The organism is Rhizobium sp. G187 (genome assembly GCF_051549525.1).
GTDB lineage: Bacteria > Pseudomonadota > Alphaproteobacteria > Rhizobiales > Rhizobiaceae > Allorhizobium.
Genome location: NZ_JBPUGM010000006.1, coordinates 186,235 through 202,217, shown reverse-complemented (window position 1 = coordinate 202,217; position 15,983 = coordinate 186,235). Strand labels below are relative to the sequence as shown.

General features: G+C 58.3%; 13 protein-coding genes and 1 tRNA gene. 5 read left to right on the top strand and 9 right to left on the bottom strand.

Going from position 1 to position 15,983, the window contains the following annotated elements:
- Positions 1–11 precede the first annotated feature (11 nt).
- Both ACSV9I_RS17910 and ACSV9I_RS17905 read left to right on the top strand, forming a co-directional pair.
- Positions 12–1,073, top strand: a complete 1,062-nt coding sequence (locus ACSV9I_RS17910) for a DUF1176 domain-containing protein (RefSeq protein ID WP_438330169.1) — start codon at positions 12–14, stop codon at positions 1,071–1,073.
- A 137-nt stretch (positions 1,074–1,210) separates the two neighbouring features.
- Positions 1,211–1,286: transfer RNA gene (locus ACSV9I_RS17905), tRNA-Thr, on the top strand.
- A gap of 1,338 nt (positions 1,287–2,624) precedes the next feature.
- Here the strand turns inward: ACSV9I_RS17905 and ACSV9I_RS17900 are convergent.
- Entirely contained in the window at positions 2,625–3,017 is a 393-nt protein-coding gene (locus ACSV9I_RS17900) for a PRC-barrel domain-containing protein (RefSeq protein WP_438330168.1), read from the bottom strand.
- 218 nt (positions 3,018–3,235) lie between these two features.
- Here ACSV9I_RS17900 and ACSV9I_RS17895 point away from each other — a divergent pair, with 218 nt between their 5' ends.
- Positions 3,236–4,942 carry a long-chain fatty acid--CoA ligase gene (locus ACSV9I_RS17895; RefSeq protein ID WP_438330167.1) on the top strand — a complete coding sequence of 569 codons (1,707 nt, stop codon included), beginning with the start codon at positions 3,236–3,238 and terminating at the stop codon, positions 4,940–4,942.
- Positions 4,943–5,044: 102 nt separating this feature from the next.
- Positions 5,045–6,673, top strand: coding sequence for a glucose-6-phosphate isomerase (gene pgi, locus ACSV9I_RS17890; protein ID WP_438330166.1), 1,629 nt, complete (start codon positions 5,045–5,047; stop codon positions 6,671–6,673).
- Between the two features lie 80 nt (positions 6,674–6,753).
- Here the strand turns inward: pgi and ACSV9I_RS17885 are convergent, their stop codons facing one another.
- Both ACSV9I_RS17885 and ACSV9I_RS17880 read right to left on the bottom strand, forming a co-directional pair.
- On the bottom strand, positions 6,754–7,680 hold the full coding sequence (locus ACSV9I_RS17885; protein WP_438330165.1) for a carbohydrate kinase family protein: 927 nt from the start codon (positions 7,678–7,680) through the stop codon (positions 6,754–6,756).
- Between the two features lie 77 nt (positions 7,681–7,757).
- Positions 7,758–8,450, bottom strand: a complete 693-nt coding sequence (locus tag ACSV9I_RS17880) for an orotate phosphoribosyltransferase (protein ID WP_438330164.1) — start codon at positions 8,448–8,450, stop codon at positions 7,758–7,760.
- A 179-nt stretch (positions 8,451–8,629) separates the two neighbouring features.
- Between ACSV9I_RS17880 and ACSV9I_RS17875 the strand changes: the two genes are divergently transcribed.
- Positions 8,630–8,785 carry a DUF3096 domain-containing protein gene (locus ACSV9I_RS17875; RefSeq protein ID WP_082352356.1) on the top strand — a complete coding sequence of 52 codons (156 nt, stop codon included), beginning with the start codon at positions 8,630–8,632 and terminating at the stop codon, positions 8,783–8,785.
- Between the two features lie 57 nt (positions 8,786–8,842).
- Here ACSV9I_RS17875 and ACSV9I_RS17870 read toward each other — a convergent pair whose 3' ends face one another.
- The 6 genes from ACSV9I_RS17870 to ACSV9I_RS17845 form a co-directional block, all read right to left on the bottom strand.
- Positions 8,843–10,012, bottom strand: a complete 1,170-nt coding sequence (locus ACSV9I_RS17870) for a hypothetical protein (RefSeq protein ID WP_438330163.1) — start codon at positions 10,010–10,012, stop codon at positions 8,843–8,845.
- Positions 10,013–10,443: 431 nt separating this feature from the next.
- Positions 10,444–11,481, bottom strand: coding sequence for a dihydroorotase (gene pyrC / locus ACSV9I_RS17865; protein ID WP_438330162.1), 1,038 nt, complete (start codon positions 11,479–11,481; stop codon positions 10,444–10,446).
- 67 nt (positions 11,482–11,548) lie between these two features.
- The gene (locus tag ACSV9I_RS17860) at positions 11,549–12,634 is read right to left on the bottom strand and encodes an HD domain-containing phosphohydrolase (RefSeq protein WP_054156220.1); all 1,086 of its coding nucleotides are present in this window, start codon (positions 12,632–12,634) and stop codon (positions 11,549–11,551) included.
- 17 nt (positions 12,635–12,651) lie between these two features.
- Positions 12,652–14,898, bottom strand: a complete 2,247-nt coding sequence (locus ACSV9I_RS17855; protein ID WP_438330161.1) for an ATP-binding protein — start codon at positions 14,896–14,898, stop codon at positions 12,652–12,654.
- Between the two features lie 14 nt (positions 14,899–14,912).
- Entirely contained in the window at positions 14,913–15,431 is a 519-nt protein-coding gene (locus tag ACSV9I_RS17850) for a molybdopterin-dependent oxidoreductase (protein ID WP_054156422.1), read from the bottom strand.
- A 10-nt stretch (positions 15,432–15,441) separates the two neighbouring features.
- The gene (locus ACSV9I_RS17845) at positions 15,442–15,831 is read right to left on the bottom strand and encodes a response regulator (protein WP_438330160.1); all 390 of its coding nucleotides are present in this window, start codon (positions 15,829–15,831) and stop codon (positions 15,442–15,444) included.
- Between the last annotated feature and the right edge of the window lie 152 nt (positions 15,832–15,983).

Sequence of the window (15,983 nt, the reverse complement as noted above, 5' to 3'; positions counted from 1 at the left end):
GCGGGGACCCCATGCGCCACCTGAAACTATCCCTTACGCTCGCCGCCCTCCTGGGAAGCGCTTTTTCCGGCCAAGCAGACGACGGAGCCTATAAGGACTTCAAGTCCTGGCAGGTCTCCTGCAGCCAGACCCGCTCGTGCACCATGCGGCAATTCCTCTCCGACAATCCGGTGTCCAGCTTCGAGCTGCAGCGCAGCGGCAAACCGGAATCGCCCGTGACGCTTGTGATCTCGCCAAACGACAATGCCGTGACCGAAAACGCGGGGGAAGCGCAAGTGACCATTACGGTCGACGGGGCTGAGCCGCTGGTCATGAAGGGGTCGTCTGTCGTGGCCGATGCCAGCGCTTATGCATTCAAAGTCAGTGGTGACCTCATCGGCAACGGGCTCATCGACAGCCTGAAGAACGGCACGATCGCCACCATAACCCTCAGGCGGGGCGACAAGAGTGCCAAGGGTGAGCTTCCGCTGGCCGGTGCGGCCGCGAGCCTCTTGTTCATCGACGAGTATCAAGACCGCATAGGACATGTGGACGCCATGACGGCCAAGGGGGACAAGGCACCCAACCCGCCTCTTCCTGTCACCGATCTCAAGACGATCGCCGAGCTGCCGGAGGCAATCCGCATCCATTTCGCTGAAGGCGCCGACTGCGCGGATACCGATCCCAGCATGTTCGATGGCAACGCGCTGTCGCACGCACTCGACGAAGACACGACGATCTATGTCACGCCTTGCGGCATGAGCGGCGCCTACAACATGCCCTATGTCGCCTTCGTCGATTCCTTCGACATGATCACGCCCCTTCCCTTCCCCGGCATGGTCGACGGCGCACCCAGTGCCAGCCTCCAGGCATTCAATCTTGCCTATGACTGGGAAAAGAAGCAGTTTTCATCCTTCTTCAAGGGTCGTGGCGTCGGCGACTGCGGCACCTACAGCCAGTGGCGCATTTCGGAAGGCTCCATGGGGCCGCAGCTTGTTCTGGTCGAGGAAACCTTCCGCGACTGCCCGGAGCAGTTCAGCGAGACCGACGAAATCGATCCTGGCAGCTGGCCGAAGACCTGGCCGCTGAAGTAGCGCTCCCAGTGCTGCATAACGGAATGCCTGATGCCGGGGAAATTTTCCCCGGCCATGGAAAACCGGCTTGAAATCGCCCGTCAATCCCTGTATCAGCGCCTCACCAATCGCAGCGGGCCATTCGCCCGATTGCCGATGCCGCTTTAGCTCAGGTGGTAGAGCACATCATTCGTAATGATGGGGTCGCAGGTTCGAGTCCTGCAAGCGGCACCATTTTTTCGTTTACAATTCAACGATTTGCGTACGGCCTCTGTTCCGGATTGCTACTGGCTATTTTACTTCTAGCCACACTGTAGCCAGCTTGACGCGCCGTTGGCGATGCACACTGAGGTGCATAGAATTGCAAATGTATTGGATTGCTCTCTAGTAAGTCCTAATCATAGGGAGCTAATTTCAGGCAACCGATTCGCAGGGCGTGTTGTGCAGAGGCTTATCGATTGGCTCCTTCCGCTAATATTTGCCACCGCTGTAGCGTTTGTTGCGTTAGCAAACCCGGACCCACTCGCCAGGGATTTGCTCTGCGCTCGCTTTTCAGTTTGCTTTTCTTCGCCTAACCCCGCCTTCTGGAACAACCTCATGTACGAGGCGGGTCTGGGTGCTGCCGTTAGCGTGATGTTTTACTGGCTGTTAGTGAAAGTTCCTGAACAGGCGAAGCGATCAAGGTTACGTAAGTATCTTCTTGCCAGCTATCGATCGTTTCGCGTCGACGCCACATATCAGTTTCTCTTTGCCTCTGGACATACCGCAGTAGATCCGGATCTGGTTGAGAGCCTAATTCGCCAATAGGCCTTCCGCGCTTTTTTCGAAATGCCAAGCACCAAGGTCCACGGCAACCGGTGGCATGACGTCGCTAATGGCCTGGAGGCGCATCACCGCCAGAACCTATTTCTAGTTATGTCGAACCTCCGAGATGATGTGATATACATTCTGAATAATACCGACGTGGCAGATCAAGAGTCTTTTGGATTCCTTCACCGCCTCACGAAGGCACTCGCCTCAAATGATCCCAGGTCCGAAGACTACGACGACGATAAAATGTTACTCCTTTTTTTCTGGAGCCTCATGACTGGCTGGAACCCCGTCAAGGGCTACGAAGCGGCCAATCAGGTAGAGCGCATTATAGGACGTATCTAAATCGCGTCGAATACGGAAGCCTGCGTGAGCATCCTGTCGGTCGGCGTGAGAGGCCGTGGCTAATTCCGGTACCGATGGCGTTTCCCCTCCCCTATGGTCGAGAATAATGATGGGGTCGCAGGTTCGAGTCCTGCAATCGGCACCATTTTTCCAATTCCACAACACAGTGCAATCATCGCATCAGTCGTATGTGTGTCACCTGGTTGTGCGTTGGCGCCGAATCGCACTTTCCGGATCGCTCAATTCGTGGCAGGAGAAGCCCGGGCGCGAGTGCCGTAGGTTCTAGTACGGGCTCGGGCGGGTTGATTGACGTCTCTCCTGCTGCAGCGCGATTACGCTGCCGTCCAAATCGCCATAACCTGTCGCTCATGAAAAAGGGCCCCGCAAAAGCGAGGCCCTGGGTCAGAAATTGTTGCCTCACATCCAATACGGCGGTACGCCGTAGTAGTCGTAAACCGAGCGCCCGTTGTTGCGATACCACTCTTCGCTGTCATCACGGTAGCGGGGTGCTGCCTCGATCTGGTCCTTGGTCATGTCGATCCGATAGCCATCAAGGCTTTCATCGTAGGTCAGCTTTTCCCACGGCAAGGGATAGTAATCATCACCGATACCCCAGATGCCGCCGAAACTCAGCACGGCATAGGCGACACGGCCACCGCGTTTTTCCAGTACGATGCGCTTGACCGAGCCGATCCGCTCGCCTTCGCGACCATAGACTGCCGTGCCCTCAACCTTGTCGCTGGCGATCAAGCTCGGCGTGTCCTTGGCGTAGGGGTCTTGACCGGCAACAGTCGGATTTTCCTGCAACATTAGCTTTCTCCCTTGGTGAACTCCTGTCGGGGGAATAACGACTTGGGCACGCCTTGGTTCCCCTACCAAGGGGGCAGCGCAGAATTGTTGACGTTTACGTCAAGGTTAGATAGCGTGATCTGACTTGCGCCGTAGCGGCGAAAGCTTAAGCTTTCGGGTCCTGGGGAGGAACTCGTGCTACACCGGGTGCAAAAGACAATTCGGTTCGGGAGGAATAAATGACAGAAACCATGGGCCGCCTGAGCGGACGCGCCGCCGAGAAGATCTGGCTGAACTCGTATCCTGATTCAGTGCCCGCAGAAATTGCGCCTCATGCGCATGCCTCGCTCGGCGCTCTGTTTGAAGCAAGCTGCGCACGCTATTCGGACCGCCTCGCCTTTTCCAGCATGGGCCGCAGCATGACCTTCCGCGAGTTGGAAGAGCAATCGCGCAAGGTTGGCGCCTGGTTGCAGTCGAAGGGTCTGGCCAAAGGTGACCGTGTCGCGGTGATGACGCCGAACATCCTGCAGAACCCGGTAACGGTTTACGGCATCCTTCGCGCCGGCATGATCGTGGTCAATGTCAATCCGCTCTACACGCCGCGCGAACTGGAACACCAGTTGAAAGACAGTGGCGCGAAGGCAATCCTTGTTCTGGAAAACTTCGCCCATACCGTCCAACAAGTGGTCGACCGCACCGGCATCAAGCATGTCGTTGTCTGCACCATGGGCGACATGCTTGGCCTTAAGGGACATATCGTCAACCTGGTCGTGCGCAAGGTAAAGAAGCTCGTCCCCGCCTGGACCATTCCCGGCCATACGAGCTTCAAGACGATGCTGGCTGAAGGCGCCAAAAGGACGCTGAAGCCAGTCGATGTCGCATCCAGCGACGTGGCTTTCCTGCAATATACCGGCGGCACCACCGGCGTCTCCAAGGGCGCCACGCTGACCCACGCCAATCTGCTGGCCAACAAGCAGCAGATTGCGCTGTGGCTGGAAGCAGCCTTTGCCAGCCAGTCGCGGCCAGATGTTCTGAACTTTGTCTGCGCCCTGCCGCTTTACCACATCTTTGCGCTGACAGTGAACTCGCTCATGGGCGTGGCGTTGGGCGGCCATAACCTGCTGATTGCCAATCCGCGTGACATTCCGGGCTTTATCAAGGAATTGCAGGGCTTCAAGTCGCATATCTTCCCCGGCCTCAACACGCTGTTCAATGCGATGATGAACAATCCGGAGTTCAAGAAGCTCGACTTTTCATCCCTGATGCTGGTGCTGGGCGGTGGCATGGCGATCCAGCGACCTGTTGCCGAACGCTGGCTGCAGATGACAGGACGCCCGATTACTGAAGGCTACGGCTTGTCCGAAACCTCGCCGGTCGCCACTGTCAATCGGCTGGACGCGCGTGAATTCAGTGGGATGATAGGCCTGCCCCTGCCCTCAACCGATATCGAAATCCGCGACGAGGACGGCAATACACTGCCACTCGGCGAGGTGGGAGAAATCTGCATTCGCGGACCACAGGTCATGGCAGGCTACTGGGAACGGCCGGAAGAAACGGCCAAGGTCATGAGCGCAGACGGCTTCTTCCGCTCCGGCGACATGGGCCTGATGGATGAACGCGGCTATACCAAGATCGTCGACCGGAAGAAGGACATGATCCTCGTCTCCGGCTTCAACGTTTATCCAAACGAGATCGAGGAAGTGGCCGCGATGCATGCCGGCGTGATGGAATGCGCAGCGGTTGGCGTGCCGGATGGTCATTCAGGCGAAGCGGTCAAGCTTTTCGTGGTCAAGAAGGATCCGGCGCTGACCATCGAGGATCTGAAGGCGCATTGCGCGGCCAACCTGACCAACTACAAGCGCCCACGCTTTATCGAGTTTCGTGACGAACTGCCAAAGACCAATGTCGGCAAGATCCTGCGACGCGAATTGCGAGACGGAAAATAAATCGATTTAAATTTGGGGAGGCGCAAGCCTCCCCTTAGTCTTGATCCCGTCTCAAGCTGCTAATAAGGTCCCCGGCATCATCGTCGAACCAGGGACATTCCGATGCAATCTATCATCGACAAGCTGACAAGCGCGGCCGCCGCCACCCATGCCGAAGACCTGCGCGCGGCTTTCGCCGCCGATCCCGGACGGTTTTCGCGGTTTTCCGCATCGCTCGATGATCTGCTGATGGATTATTCCAAATGCGCGGTGAACGACGAAGTGCTCGACCTGCTGGAGGAACTTCTGCAGGCCGCCGGCGTGGCCGACAAGCGCGACGCCATGTTTGCCGGCGAACCGATCAACTTCACCGAAGGCCGCGCCGTTCTGCATACGGCACTGCGCAATCGCTCCAACCGCCCGGTGATGGTCGATGGCCGGGACGTAATGCCCGACGTCAATGGCGTGCTCGCGGCCATGGGTACGTTCGCCGAGGGTATCCGCTCGGGCGCGATCAAAGGCGCGACCGGTAAGGCAATTACCGACGTGGTCAATATCGGCATTGGCGGCTCTGACCTTGGGCCTGTTATGGCAACCCTGGCGCTCGCCCCCTTCCATGACGGCCCGAATGCACATTTCGTCTCCAATATTGATGGCGCACATATCGCCGACACGCTGAAGACGCTCAACGCCGAGACCACCCTTTTCATCGTTGCATCCAAAACCTTCACGACCATCGAGACGATGACGAATGCGCAGACGGCGCGCAAATTCATTGCAGACACTTTGGGCGAGGCCGCCGTCGGGCATCATTTCTGCGCCGTCTCAACCGCGCTCGACAAGGTCGCCGCCTTTGGTATCGACCAGTCCCGCGTCTTCGGCTTCTGGGATTGGGTCGGCGGACGTTATTCCATCTGGTCGGCGATCGGCCTGCCGCTGATGATCGCGGTCGGACCGGAAAACTTTGGCCAGTTTCTCGACGGCGCGCATGCGATGGACGAGCATTTCCGCACCGCCCCATTCCGCACCAACTTGCCGATGCTGCTCGGCGCGCTCGGCGCCTATCACCGCAAGGCCCTGAACTATCCGACGCGGGCGATCCTGCCCTATGACCAGCGCCTGTCGCGGTTCCCGGCCTATCTGCAGCAGCTCGATATGGAATCAAACGGCAAGAGCGTCACCATCGACGGCAAGCCGGTTCAGGGTGCCTCGGGCCCCGTCGTCTGGGGCGAGCCCGGCACCAATGGCCAGCACGCCTTCTACCAGCTGATCCACCAGGGCACGAGCGTGATCCCGGCCGAGTTCCTGATCGCCGCCAATGGCTTCGAGCCGGAACTGCGCCACCAGCATGAACTCCTGATCGCCAATTGCCTGGCGCAGTCGGAAGCGCTGATGAAGGGCCGCACACTTGCAGAAGCCAAAAGCCAGCTGACGGCGAAGGGCGTGCCCGACGAAGAGGCAGATTTCCTCGCCCCGCACCGCGTCTTCTCCGGCAATCGCCCGTCGATCACCTTCGTCTACGAGCAGCTGACCCCCTTCACGCTGGGACGCCTGATCGCGCTTTACGAACACCGCGTCTTCGTCGAAGGCGTCGTCTTCCGCATCAATTCCTTCGACCAGTGGGGCGTGGAGCTCGGCAAAGAACTGGCGACGGGCCTCTTGCCGGTGGTGCAGGGCAAGGTTGCGGCAACCGGTCATGACAGCTCGACGGTCGGGCTGGTCTCGGCGCTTGCAGATCGGCGACAGGGTTAAGCTGTTGCCAAGTGTGAGCACATCAACAAAAGGCCGGGAAGTTCCCGGCCTTTTTCGTTTACCACCATTGAAGGCTTAACTCAGAACCCGATCTCGGCCGCCGTCGGCGGGTTGGCCCCTGCCCGCGACACCGTCACGGCCGCAGCCTTCGCCCCGACCGTCAGCGCCTCGCGCACGGCTTCTTCCGACAGCGTCGCGACCTTCTCCTTGGTCAGCAATCCCTGACGCTTCAGAGACGCCAGAATGCCCGCGTCAAACGTGTCGCCTGCGCCGACCGTGTCGACGACTTCGACCTTGTTCGAGGGGACCGAGACCTTGAAATTGGCGGTATAGGCGGTCGCACCTTCCGCGCCCTTGGTCAGCACAACGAGCTTGGCGCCGCGTGTCAGCCAGTAGGCGGCGCGTTCGTCCTGTGTGCCGGGGAGGTCGAACCAGTCGAGGTCTTCATCGGAGAATTTCAGGATGTCGGACATGTCGGCCATCCGCGCGATGCGGGCCTGGTGGGCGGCTTTGTCCTTGATGAAGCCGGGGCGGATATTGGGGTCGAGCGAGATCACGCGGGTCTTGTGCTCGCGGGTCATCAGCGCCTCGTAGGTGGAGCCGCAGGGTTCCGGGATCAGGCTGATCGCGCCGAAATGCAGAGCCTCGCAGGTGTCGTCGAGTGTGGGCAGATCGGCTTCGGTGATCATCCGGCCTGCGGTGTTCTCGTCATAGAAAGCATAGGATGCCTGGCCATTGGTCAGCTTGACCAACGCGATCGTGCAGGGGCGCGAAAGCGTGGCGCAATAGCTGTAATCGACGCCCGAGGATTTCAGCGTGTCACGCAGGATGTCGCCCAGCATGTCGTCAGAGAGGCCGGTGAAGAAGCCCGTTTCGATGCCCAAGCGTCCAAGTGCAATCGCGGTGTTGAAGATCGCGCCACCGGCATATGGCGAAAAGGCGCGCTCGCCGAGCGTGGTTTCGCGTGGCAACATGTCAATCAGCGCTTCGCCGCAACACAGGATCATCTCGACCTCCCAGTCATCTGTTTCAATCGATTTAAACCAAGTCGCATCAGATTTCCAGTGCGACAGTGAGCATTTGCTCAGGCGAGAGACGAAATCCCACCATTGCGGCCCGACCATTCGAGCGGCGCATCAAGGAAGGCCTCGACTTCCGACAGGGTCTTTTCGTCGAACAGTTTTTGCTCGCGAGCGACGGCAAGCACGTTCCGCCATGTGGCAATGTAGTGCAGCTTCACCTTGCCGTCGTCAAAGCGCTGCTGAGCCTCGGGGAAGATGCCGTAGAAGAAGAGTGCGATGCCGTGATCAACTACGCCGCCGGCAGCGCGGATGGCATCGATGAACTTGAACATGCTGCCGCCGGCTGTCGTCAGGTCCTCGATCACGAGAACGCGCGAACCTTCCGGCATATTGCCCTCTATCTGGGCATTGCGACCATGGCCCTTGGGGGCCTTGCGCACATAGATCATTGGCAGGCCGAGACGATCGGCGAGCAGGGCTGCGAAGGGAATACCCGCCGTTTCGCCACCGGCGATGCAATCAAACTGCTCGAAGCCGGCATTGCGCATCAAGGTCGCGGCGGCAAAATCCATGACGGTGGAGCGCACGCGCGGATAAGACAGAAGCTTGCGGCAATCGATATAGACCGGGCTCTTCATGCCGGAGGAGAGCTTGTAGGGTTCGGCTGCATTAAAATGCACCGCCTTGATCTCCCAGAGCATCTTCGCCACGAGATCTGCCTGGACGGCGGGGTCTGTGAAGGAAATCCGGGTCATCGCTTGCTCCTATCGGTCACGGTCCAAGCGCAATAGCAGCAAGCGGTGAAACTGACCAGCGTTTGCGGGCGCTTCCAGCATTGTTGTGCGGGCCGACACACAGCCCATATGCGCCGTGGAACAATCGCGGTCTTCAGGGTTTTACCCGGCGCTTGCGATTACAGGAAGGTCAATCGAACATGGACAACTATCTCGTCATTCAGCCGCTCGTCGCCCTGATCGCCGGCGTGCTGATCCTCGTCATGCCGCGCCTGCTCAACTATGTGGTTGCCATCTATCTGATCATTGTCGGCCTGACGGGTCTCTGGCCGCAGTTGTCGACGATGACACCCTGACACAGATGAGGCCCGCATTGCTGCGGGCCTCATGCATTTTGGCGTTCTGAAATCGACTTACTTGCTCTTTGGCAGTTCGCAATCCGGACGGAAGGTCTTCAGATACCAGACCGGACGGGCGCAGCTGTTCGATTCCTTGGTCATACGCACCTTGGTCGGATTGGTCGTCGGGCTGGGCTCCGCCGGGGTGGTCGGGGTAGGCACAGTCGGAGCCGGTTCTGTTGGGACAGTCGGAGTCGGTTCTGCCGGTTCTGTCGGCTCTGTTGGAACAGCAGGTGTCGGGCCTGTGGGAGCTGTCGGCACAGTGGGCGTCGGGTCCGTTGGGACAGTGGGGGTCGGGTCCGTTGGCTCAACCGGGTCCGGCTTCGGATGGTGCGGCTTGTGTGGCTTGTCATGGCCATGGCCGGGCTTAGTCTTGCCGGGACCCTTGCCAGGCTTTTCGCCGTGTTCCTTGCCAGGCTTGTGCTTGCCCTTACCGCGCGGCTTTTCGGCCTCGTGCTTTTTGCCCTTCTTGTCCCGCTCGCCCTTTACCTTGCCGTCACGCTCTTTCTTGCCGCCGCGCTCATTTGCGGGCTTCTCATCCTGCTTGACGTCGGGACGAGCCTGGTCTTCTTCAGTGGAGCGGGGCTTGTCGCCAGTGGTTGGCTGCGGCCGTTCGTCGTCATTCTTCTTGTCTTCGCCGCCATTCTGTTCGCGCTCAGAAGGCTTGCTTGCCTCTTCTTCGTCACGCCCCTTGGGTGAAGCGTCGTTGCCGCGACTGTTGTTGGTATTCTCGTTGCTGCCGGCGTCATTCCCGCTATCGGCCTTTTCCTTGGCCTTGCCATCATTCTGGTTCTCGGACTCTTCCTTGGAAACGTCCTTTGTCTTATCGGCAGACTTTTCTTCCTTCTTTCCGCCGGCCCTGTCGTCGGAGTTCTTCTCCTTCGACGTCTTGTCGCCAGATTTTTCTTCACCCTTTTCGTTCTTCTGACCACCAACATCGGTATCGCGCTCGTTATCGCGTTCCTGCTGCTGGTTGCCGCCCTTCGAGCGATCGTTGTTGCTGTTGGAGTTGCCACGCTCGCTTTGGTTCTGCGGCGCCGCATAGGCAATCGAACCAGACAGAACGGTCGGCAATCCAACCGAGGTAGATGCGAACAGTGCCGAAAGCAAAACTACTGCGCTCTTGTTAACACTTTTCGAGAAAAGGTTAATGCCGCCGCCGGATGTATTCTTGGAAGTACGCACTACAGAACTCCTCACAAAACTTTTGGACGACCATTTCGTCCTTGAGGAGATGTATATTCACGGAATTACTTTATTGAAACTGAAAATTTACAAATTCTAAACCATAGTAAATTTAACCAAATTCGTTCATAAATCTATTTTTATTAAAATTTTAGGAATTAATACTATAATTATTGAGGGGTATTAAAAGCTCGACGCCCGCGCGCGCCTTCCGGCGGAAGCATACTTTAGGATTCTCTATTGTTTTTCAGAGAGATGAGGGGCGGCGGCTATTGGCCCACCGTCGCCAGGCGTGAGCGACGATCATGGAGTTCGCTCTCGAACTGCTCCGCCATCGGCATCGGTCTCGCGCATAGGATAGTCTGCCAGACACACAAATCGCCGCCGTCGGGGGACGTGCGGCGATCATGGACGAAAAGATGGAGGTGAGGTCAGACGACATCCCAATAGAGCGGGAACATCGGATCGAAGACGGTGACCGTGCCTGCACCCGTGACGATCTTTGCCGGAAACTCAACCGGCTCTTCACGCCGAACAAGGGTGACCGTCTCATCGTTCGGGAGCAGTCCATACCAGGCGGGACCGTTCAGCGAAGTAAAGGCTTCAAGCTTGTCGAGCGCCTCGTCCTGCTCGAAGACATGGGCAAGGCAGCTCATGGTGTTGATCGAGGTATAGATGCCGGCGCAGCCGCAGCCGCATTCCTTAAGCGGATCGACATGGGGGGCGGAATCCGTGCCGAGGAAGAAACGGGCATCGCCGGACGTCGCCGCACTGCGCAGCGCCAGCCGGTGACTTTCGCGCTTGGCAACCGGCAGGCAGTAATAATGTGGGCGGATACCGCCAACAAGAATGGCGTTGCGGTTGATGATCAGGTGATGGGTCGTGATTGAGCCTGCAAGGTTTTCATCGGCAGACCGGATATAATCGATCCCGTCAGACGTGGTCACATGCTCCATCGTGATCTTGAGTTCCGGCAGACGCTTGCGCAGCGGGTCGAGCACGGTGTCGATGAAGACCTTCTCGCGGTCGAAGATATCGACCTCCGGCGTCGTTACCTCACCATGGACGCAAAGCGGCAAGCCGATCTTCGCCATGCGCTCCAGGACCGGCATGGCCTTATCCATATCGCGGACGCCGCCATGGGAATTCGTGGTCGCACCTGCCGGGTAGAGCTTTACCGCCGTGATCAGGCCGGAGCGCTTGCCCTCCTCGACGTCGTCTGGATTGGTGTGCTCGGTAAGGTACAGCGTCATCAATGGTTCGAAGCGGTGGCCAGCCGGAATGGCATTGACGATCCGCTCGCGATAAGCCCGCGCATCCATCGTGGTGACGACCGGCGGCACGAGGTTCGGCATGATGATCGCACGACCAAAATGGCGGCTGGTGTCGCCGATTACACCCTCCAGCATCGCGCCATCGCGCAGATGCAGATGCCAGTCGTCGGGGCGGCGGATGGTGAGTGAGCGCATGACAAGGGATCTCCGGCGGCTTTTGTTCGACCGGCCTTAGCATGTTCACCGATGCGATCAAAGGCCATCAGGCCACCCGGTCACCCGCAGTTTTCATCGCCTTCGCCGCCTCTTCCGCTTGCTCACGGCGGTCCTGCTCCATGATGAGCCGGATGCGCGGCAATGCACGGCTGAATGCGGCGACACATTCCGGATCAAACTGCGTGCCGGCCCTTCCCAGGATGTGTTCTACCGTACGCTCGAAAGTCCATGCCGGCTTGTAGGGACGCTCCGTGGTCAGCGCATCGAAGTTATCCGCAATGCAGACAATACGCCCTGATAGCGGAATAGCGGTACCTGCCAAGCGGTTCGGATATCCCTGCCCGTCCCAGCGTTCGTGATGGCTGACCGCAATTTCAGAAGCAAGCTGAAGCAGGGAAGAATGGGAGCGACCGAGAATTTCGCTGCCGATCTGCGCGTGGGCCTGCATCTGGCGGAACTCCGCTTCCGTCAAACGGCCCTGCTTGAGCAGGACCGTATCCGGCATCGCGACCTTGCCGACATCATGCATGGGCGCTGCCAGCTTCATGTCATGGCAGAACTGCGACGGCAGGCCAAGCTCGATAGCGATTGCCTCGGAATAGGCCGCGACCCTGATCGTGTGGCGGGCCACATCCGGATCCTTGTAGTTTGCGGCCAGCGTCAGCCGGTAGATGATTTCCTGCTCGCGCTCGCGCAACTCGCCAACGGCACGCTCCACTTCCCGCCTCAGCCATTCCGCCTGGTCGGCCAATTGGCGACGGGCGCGTGCGAGACTGACAATGTTGTGCATGCGGGCGTGGAATTCGACCGGGTCGATCGGCTTGGTCAGAAAATCAATCGCACCGGCATCGAGCGCCGCCATACGGGTCGTCATATCCTTGTCGGCAGTGATGAAGATCACAGGGATCTGCGCGTATTTGTCGAAGCGCACGATCTCCGTATAGAGTTCGACACCGTTATAGACCGGCATCTGGTAGTCGATGATGGCAATGTCGAATTCGAGATCGGGCAATGCTGACAGCACCGCATCCGGGCTTGAGAAGGGCAAGGCCTCGCAATTGTCGAGTTTTCCGACCAGTTTGGTCAGCAGCTTGAGGTTCGTGCCGTTGTCATCGACCAACAGAATACGCATGGTGACTTTCTCCGTGCTCAAGCAACAAGCTTGAATTTAAGGGCGCGGATTTCCTCGCCCAGCGTTTCAATGTCTGCAGGTCCAGGAAGCGGGCTCCGCAGAGCATTCGCCTTTACAGCCAGATCGTTCAAGCCGACGTTATAGGCCGCGCCTTTGATGGTGTGCAGTGCCCGGTCGATCCGCTCAGCGTCCTTACCGGCCAGTGCCGCCTTCAGTTCTTCGAGCAGGTCCGTCGCATCATCAAAGAAGGATATGACGAGCTCCTGGAAGACATCGGCACCGAGGGCATCGACGAGCTCGGTATATCGGGCGTCGTCCAGACCTTCGATGCCAAGACCCGGAAGCCCGTCGATCGGCAAGACATTGGAGACATCGGGGTGCGGCAATTCCATAAAGACACTCTGTTCGGTCACAGTTTGAGATACGGGACGGTCGGTTCGACCGGTCGTGGCCTTGGCAATCATTTTCTTCAATCGATCCATGGTGACCGGTTTTGACTCGAACCCCGTCATCCCCGCTTCCAGGCATTTCCGCCGATCGTCGTCGGACGCGTTGGCAGTCATCGCGATGATCGGCGTCGCCGCTGAGGGGCCGCCTTCTGCAATGATACGGCGGGTCGATTCAATGCCATCCATCACAGGCATCTGCATGTCCATGAGGATCACGTCGAACTTGTTTTCGCGCGCGATAGACACAGCTTCGGCACCGTCATTGGCCACGACGACATCCTGTCCGAGCAGGGCAAGGAACCGGCAGGCGACGATCTGGTTCACCTTGTTGTCCTCGACCAGCAGGATCCGGCTGCGTTTCAAAGGCGCGTCCATCCCCGCACGCGCTGCAGCTGCGGCATTTTCCTGACGCTCGGCCACGGTCACGGGAAGTTCGAACCAGAAGATGCTTCCCACGCCGACGGTCGAGCTCATGCCCAGTTCACCGCCGAGCTTCTCCACGATCTGCTTGCAGATCGTCAGACCCAGTCCGGTACCGCCATAGCGACGGCTGATCGAAGCATCGACCTGCGAGAAGGGTTTGAAGAGCTTGTCGAGACCAGCCTCGTCGATGCCAATACCGGTGTCTTCGACCTCGAAGCGGATCATCAACTTACCTTCGCGATAGAAGTCTCGCAGACGCAGCGTGACGGTTCCCTGGTCGGTGAATTTGACCGCATTGGACAGCAGGTTGAGCAGAACTTGGCGCAGGCGGGTCGGGTCTGTCTTCACATAGAGCTGACGCAGGGAGTCGGGCAGATCGAGAATGATCGCGTTGCCATGCTCGTCGGCGCGACCGCGAATGATGCTCGCCGTGGTTTCCGCCAGGCTTTCGATCTCGAATACGCGTTCCTCGATCTCGAGCTTGCCATGCTCGATCTTGGAAAAATCGAGGATCTCGTTGATGATTTCGAGCAGGGCTTCACCCGACGTCCGGATAGTCTTGACGCTTGAAAGAGCCTCGTCCGGAAGCTCGGTCAGTTCCAGCAGTTCCGACATTCCAAGGATGGCATTCAGCGGCGTCCGGATCTCATGCCCCATCGTCGCCATGAACTGCGACTTCGTGCGGTTGCCTGCATCTGCGGCTTCATACGCCTCAGTAAGCTTGGTCGCCATGTCCTGCAGTTCACGGCTGGCTTTGCGAACCGAGCGGAGCTGCCTGTTCAGTGTGATCACGAGGAAGATGACCGAGATCATCAGCAGGCCGAGCATGACCGCAGAGGTTCGCTCCAGGCGCTGGATGTGGGTCGCAAGATCGGCGCGTTCGTTGCTGACGCGCATGTTGGTGTAAAGAAGAAACTCATCGGTCACGCGCCCGAGCCCTGTGAGCGAATGCTCAAGCTCGCCCAATTGCGCAACCGACGGCGTTTGTCCCGCGGCATAAGCATCAAACAGGTTTTGATGACCGTAGATAACATTCCCCACCTGATCGATGAAGTTCCGGACCTTTCCGTCTTCACTGAAATAGGCGCCAAACTTCGTCTGGTCGATCAGGTTGATGCGGGAGTAGATGATGTCGTAGCGCAGCGAGAGCTCGTTGAGAGCGTCCGGCGTCGCTTCCCTGCCGCTCAGCCGAGCAAGCGAGTGGTTAATCTGCCGGACCTCACGGTCGAGCTGGTATACGGACCAGATGGCGTTCTCGCGAACGCCATCTTCAAGAATCTTGTATTGGCGGGCAATGTCGATGACCAGCAGGATCAAGACCGCCAGGAGAACGGACGAGACGATCTGCAGAACCAGGGCTATACCGCCCCGATCCTTGGTCTTTCGAAGCATTGCGCCCACTGCAATCACTGGCCAACCTCAATTGCCTTGATCTGCCAAACCGAGCGGGCAAAGTATTTCTCGTTTAGGAGGCCCTTATCCTGATCAAAGGGATAAACCAGCATCAGCGGGCCCTTGTCGCGGACGGACATCAGCTTGCCGTCGAGATGGGTCGCAAGCATCGTCGCCATCTCGGCGTCTTCCGCCGGCACATCGGCGGCGTAGTCGTTGATGGCGCGGACCTTCAGCTGCGAGCCTGTCGCACCCACTGCCTCCAGGACTGATTTCAGCAAGGGGCCCTTGAAGGTGACGACACCCTTGGTCCACGGTGTTTCCATCTTGGCTTCACGACCGGCCAGCTTCTCCAGCATGGCAAGATCGAACTGTGCGGTATCGCCGACATTGGTCTCGCTGATTTCGCCCTGAACAGTCAGAACGACAGGACCCGTCGGGGCATCCAGCGCCAGAGCCGGGAAAACAACGCCGGCACTCATTACGACTGCAAGGGCTATGGACTTCACATGCGATGCACTAGATCGAGACATGAGGCGCTCCTTAAGCGTATTTTTGCACGCCCCCGGCGGCGCCGAGATGTGCGTTGAGCAATTGACGAAATGCGACGGCTTCGACCGGCTTGTTCAGGAAATCCGTCACACCGGCTGCGGACGCTTCTTCCTTCAGACGCGGTTCGGTTTCGGCGGTGATCATGACGACTGGAACATGGGCATAGCGGTCCATCAGCCGAATGGCCTTGATGAGCTGGAGGCCCGACATGCCCGGCAGAAGATGATCAACGATCAACATCGAGAAAACTTGCGTATGGCACAAGGCGAGCGCGGACGCCCCGTCATTCGCCACCTGGATTTCCTCGTCCGTTACCTTCTTCGCAAGATGCTTGATGATCATTGCGTTGGTAGGATTGTCCTCGACAATCAGAATGCCCATGAGCTTGTTTCCTCGACATCAACTGTTCGGTCTCGCCGCCGAGTTTCCATGCGGCAGTTAACTTTTGATGGAGGATGTGTACCAGTAAGAGGCTGAGATTGGCTGAAACGGACTGATAGAATTTTATCTATCGTGATTCTTTATTAGATTTT

Coding starts and splice junctions, on each gene's coding strand:
- ACSV9I_RS17895 (WP_438330167.1), top strand. CDS start 3,236: ATGACAGAAACCATGGGCCGCCTGAGCGGACGCGCCGCCGAGAAGATC.
- ACSV9I_RS17910 (WP_438330169.1), top strand. CDS start 12: ATGCGCCACCTGAAACTATCCCTTACGCTCGCCGCCCTCCTGGGAAGC.
- ACSV9I_RS17885 (WP_438330165.1), bottom strand. CDS start 7,680: ATGATCCTGTGTTGCGGCGAAGCGCTGATTGACATGTTGCCACGCGAA.
- ACSV9I_RS17845 (WP_438330160.1), bottom strand. CDS start 15,831: ATGGGCATTCTGATTGTCGAGGACAATCCTACCAACGCAATGATCATC.
- ACSV9I_RS17875 (WP_082352356.1), top strand. CDS start 8,630: ATGGACAACTATCTCGTCATTCAGCCGCTCGTCGCCCTGATCGCCGGC.
- ACSV9I_RS17880 (WP_438330164.1), bottom strand. CDS start 8,450: ATGACCCGGATTTCCTTCACAGACCCCGCCGTCCAGGCAGATCTCGTG.
- ACSV9I_RS17900 (WP_438330168.1), bottom strand. CDS start 3,017: ATGTTGCAGGAAAATCCGACTGTTGCCGGTCAAGACCCCTACGCCAAG.
- ACSV9I_RS17860 (WP_054156220.1), bottom strand. CDS start 12,634: ATGCGTATTCTGTTGGTCGATGACAACGGCACGAACCTCAAGCTGCTG.
- pyrC (WP_438330162.1), bottom strand. CDS start 11,481: ATGCGCTCACTCACCATCCGCCGCCCCGACGACTGGCATCTGCATCTG.
- ACSV9I_RS17855 (WP_438330161.1), bottom strand. CDS start 14,898: ATGCTTCGAAAGACCAAGGATCGGGGCGGTATAGCCCTGGTTCTGCAG.
- ACSV9I_RS17850 (WP_054156422.1), bottom strand. CDS start 15,431: ATGTCTCGATCTAGTGCATCGCATGTGAAGTCCATAGCCCTTGCAGTC.
- pgi (WP_438330166.1), top strand. CDS start 5,045: ATGCAATCTATCATCGACAAGCTGACAAGCGCGGCCGCCGCCACCCAT.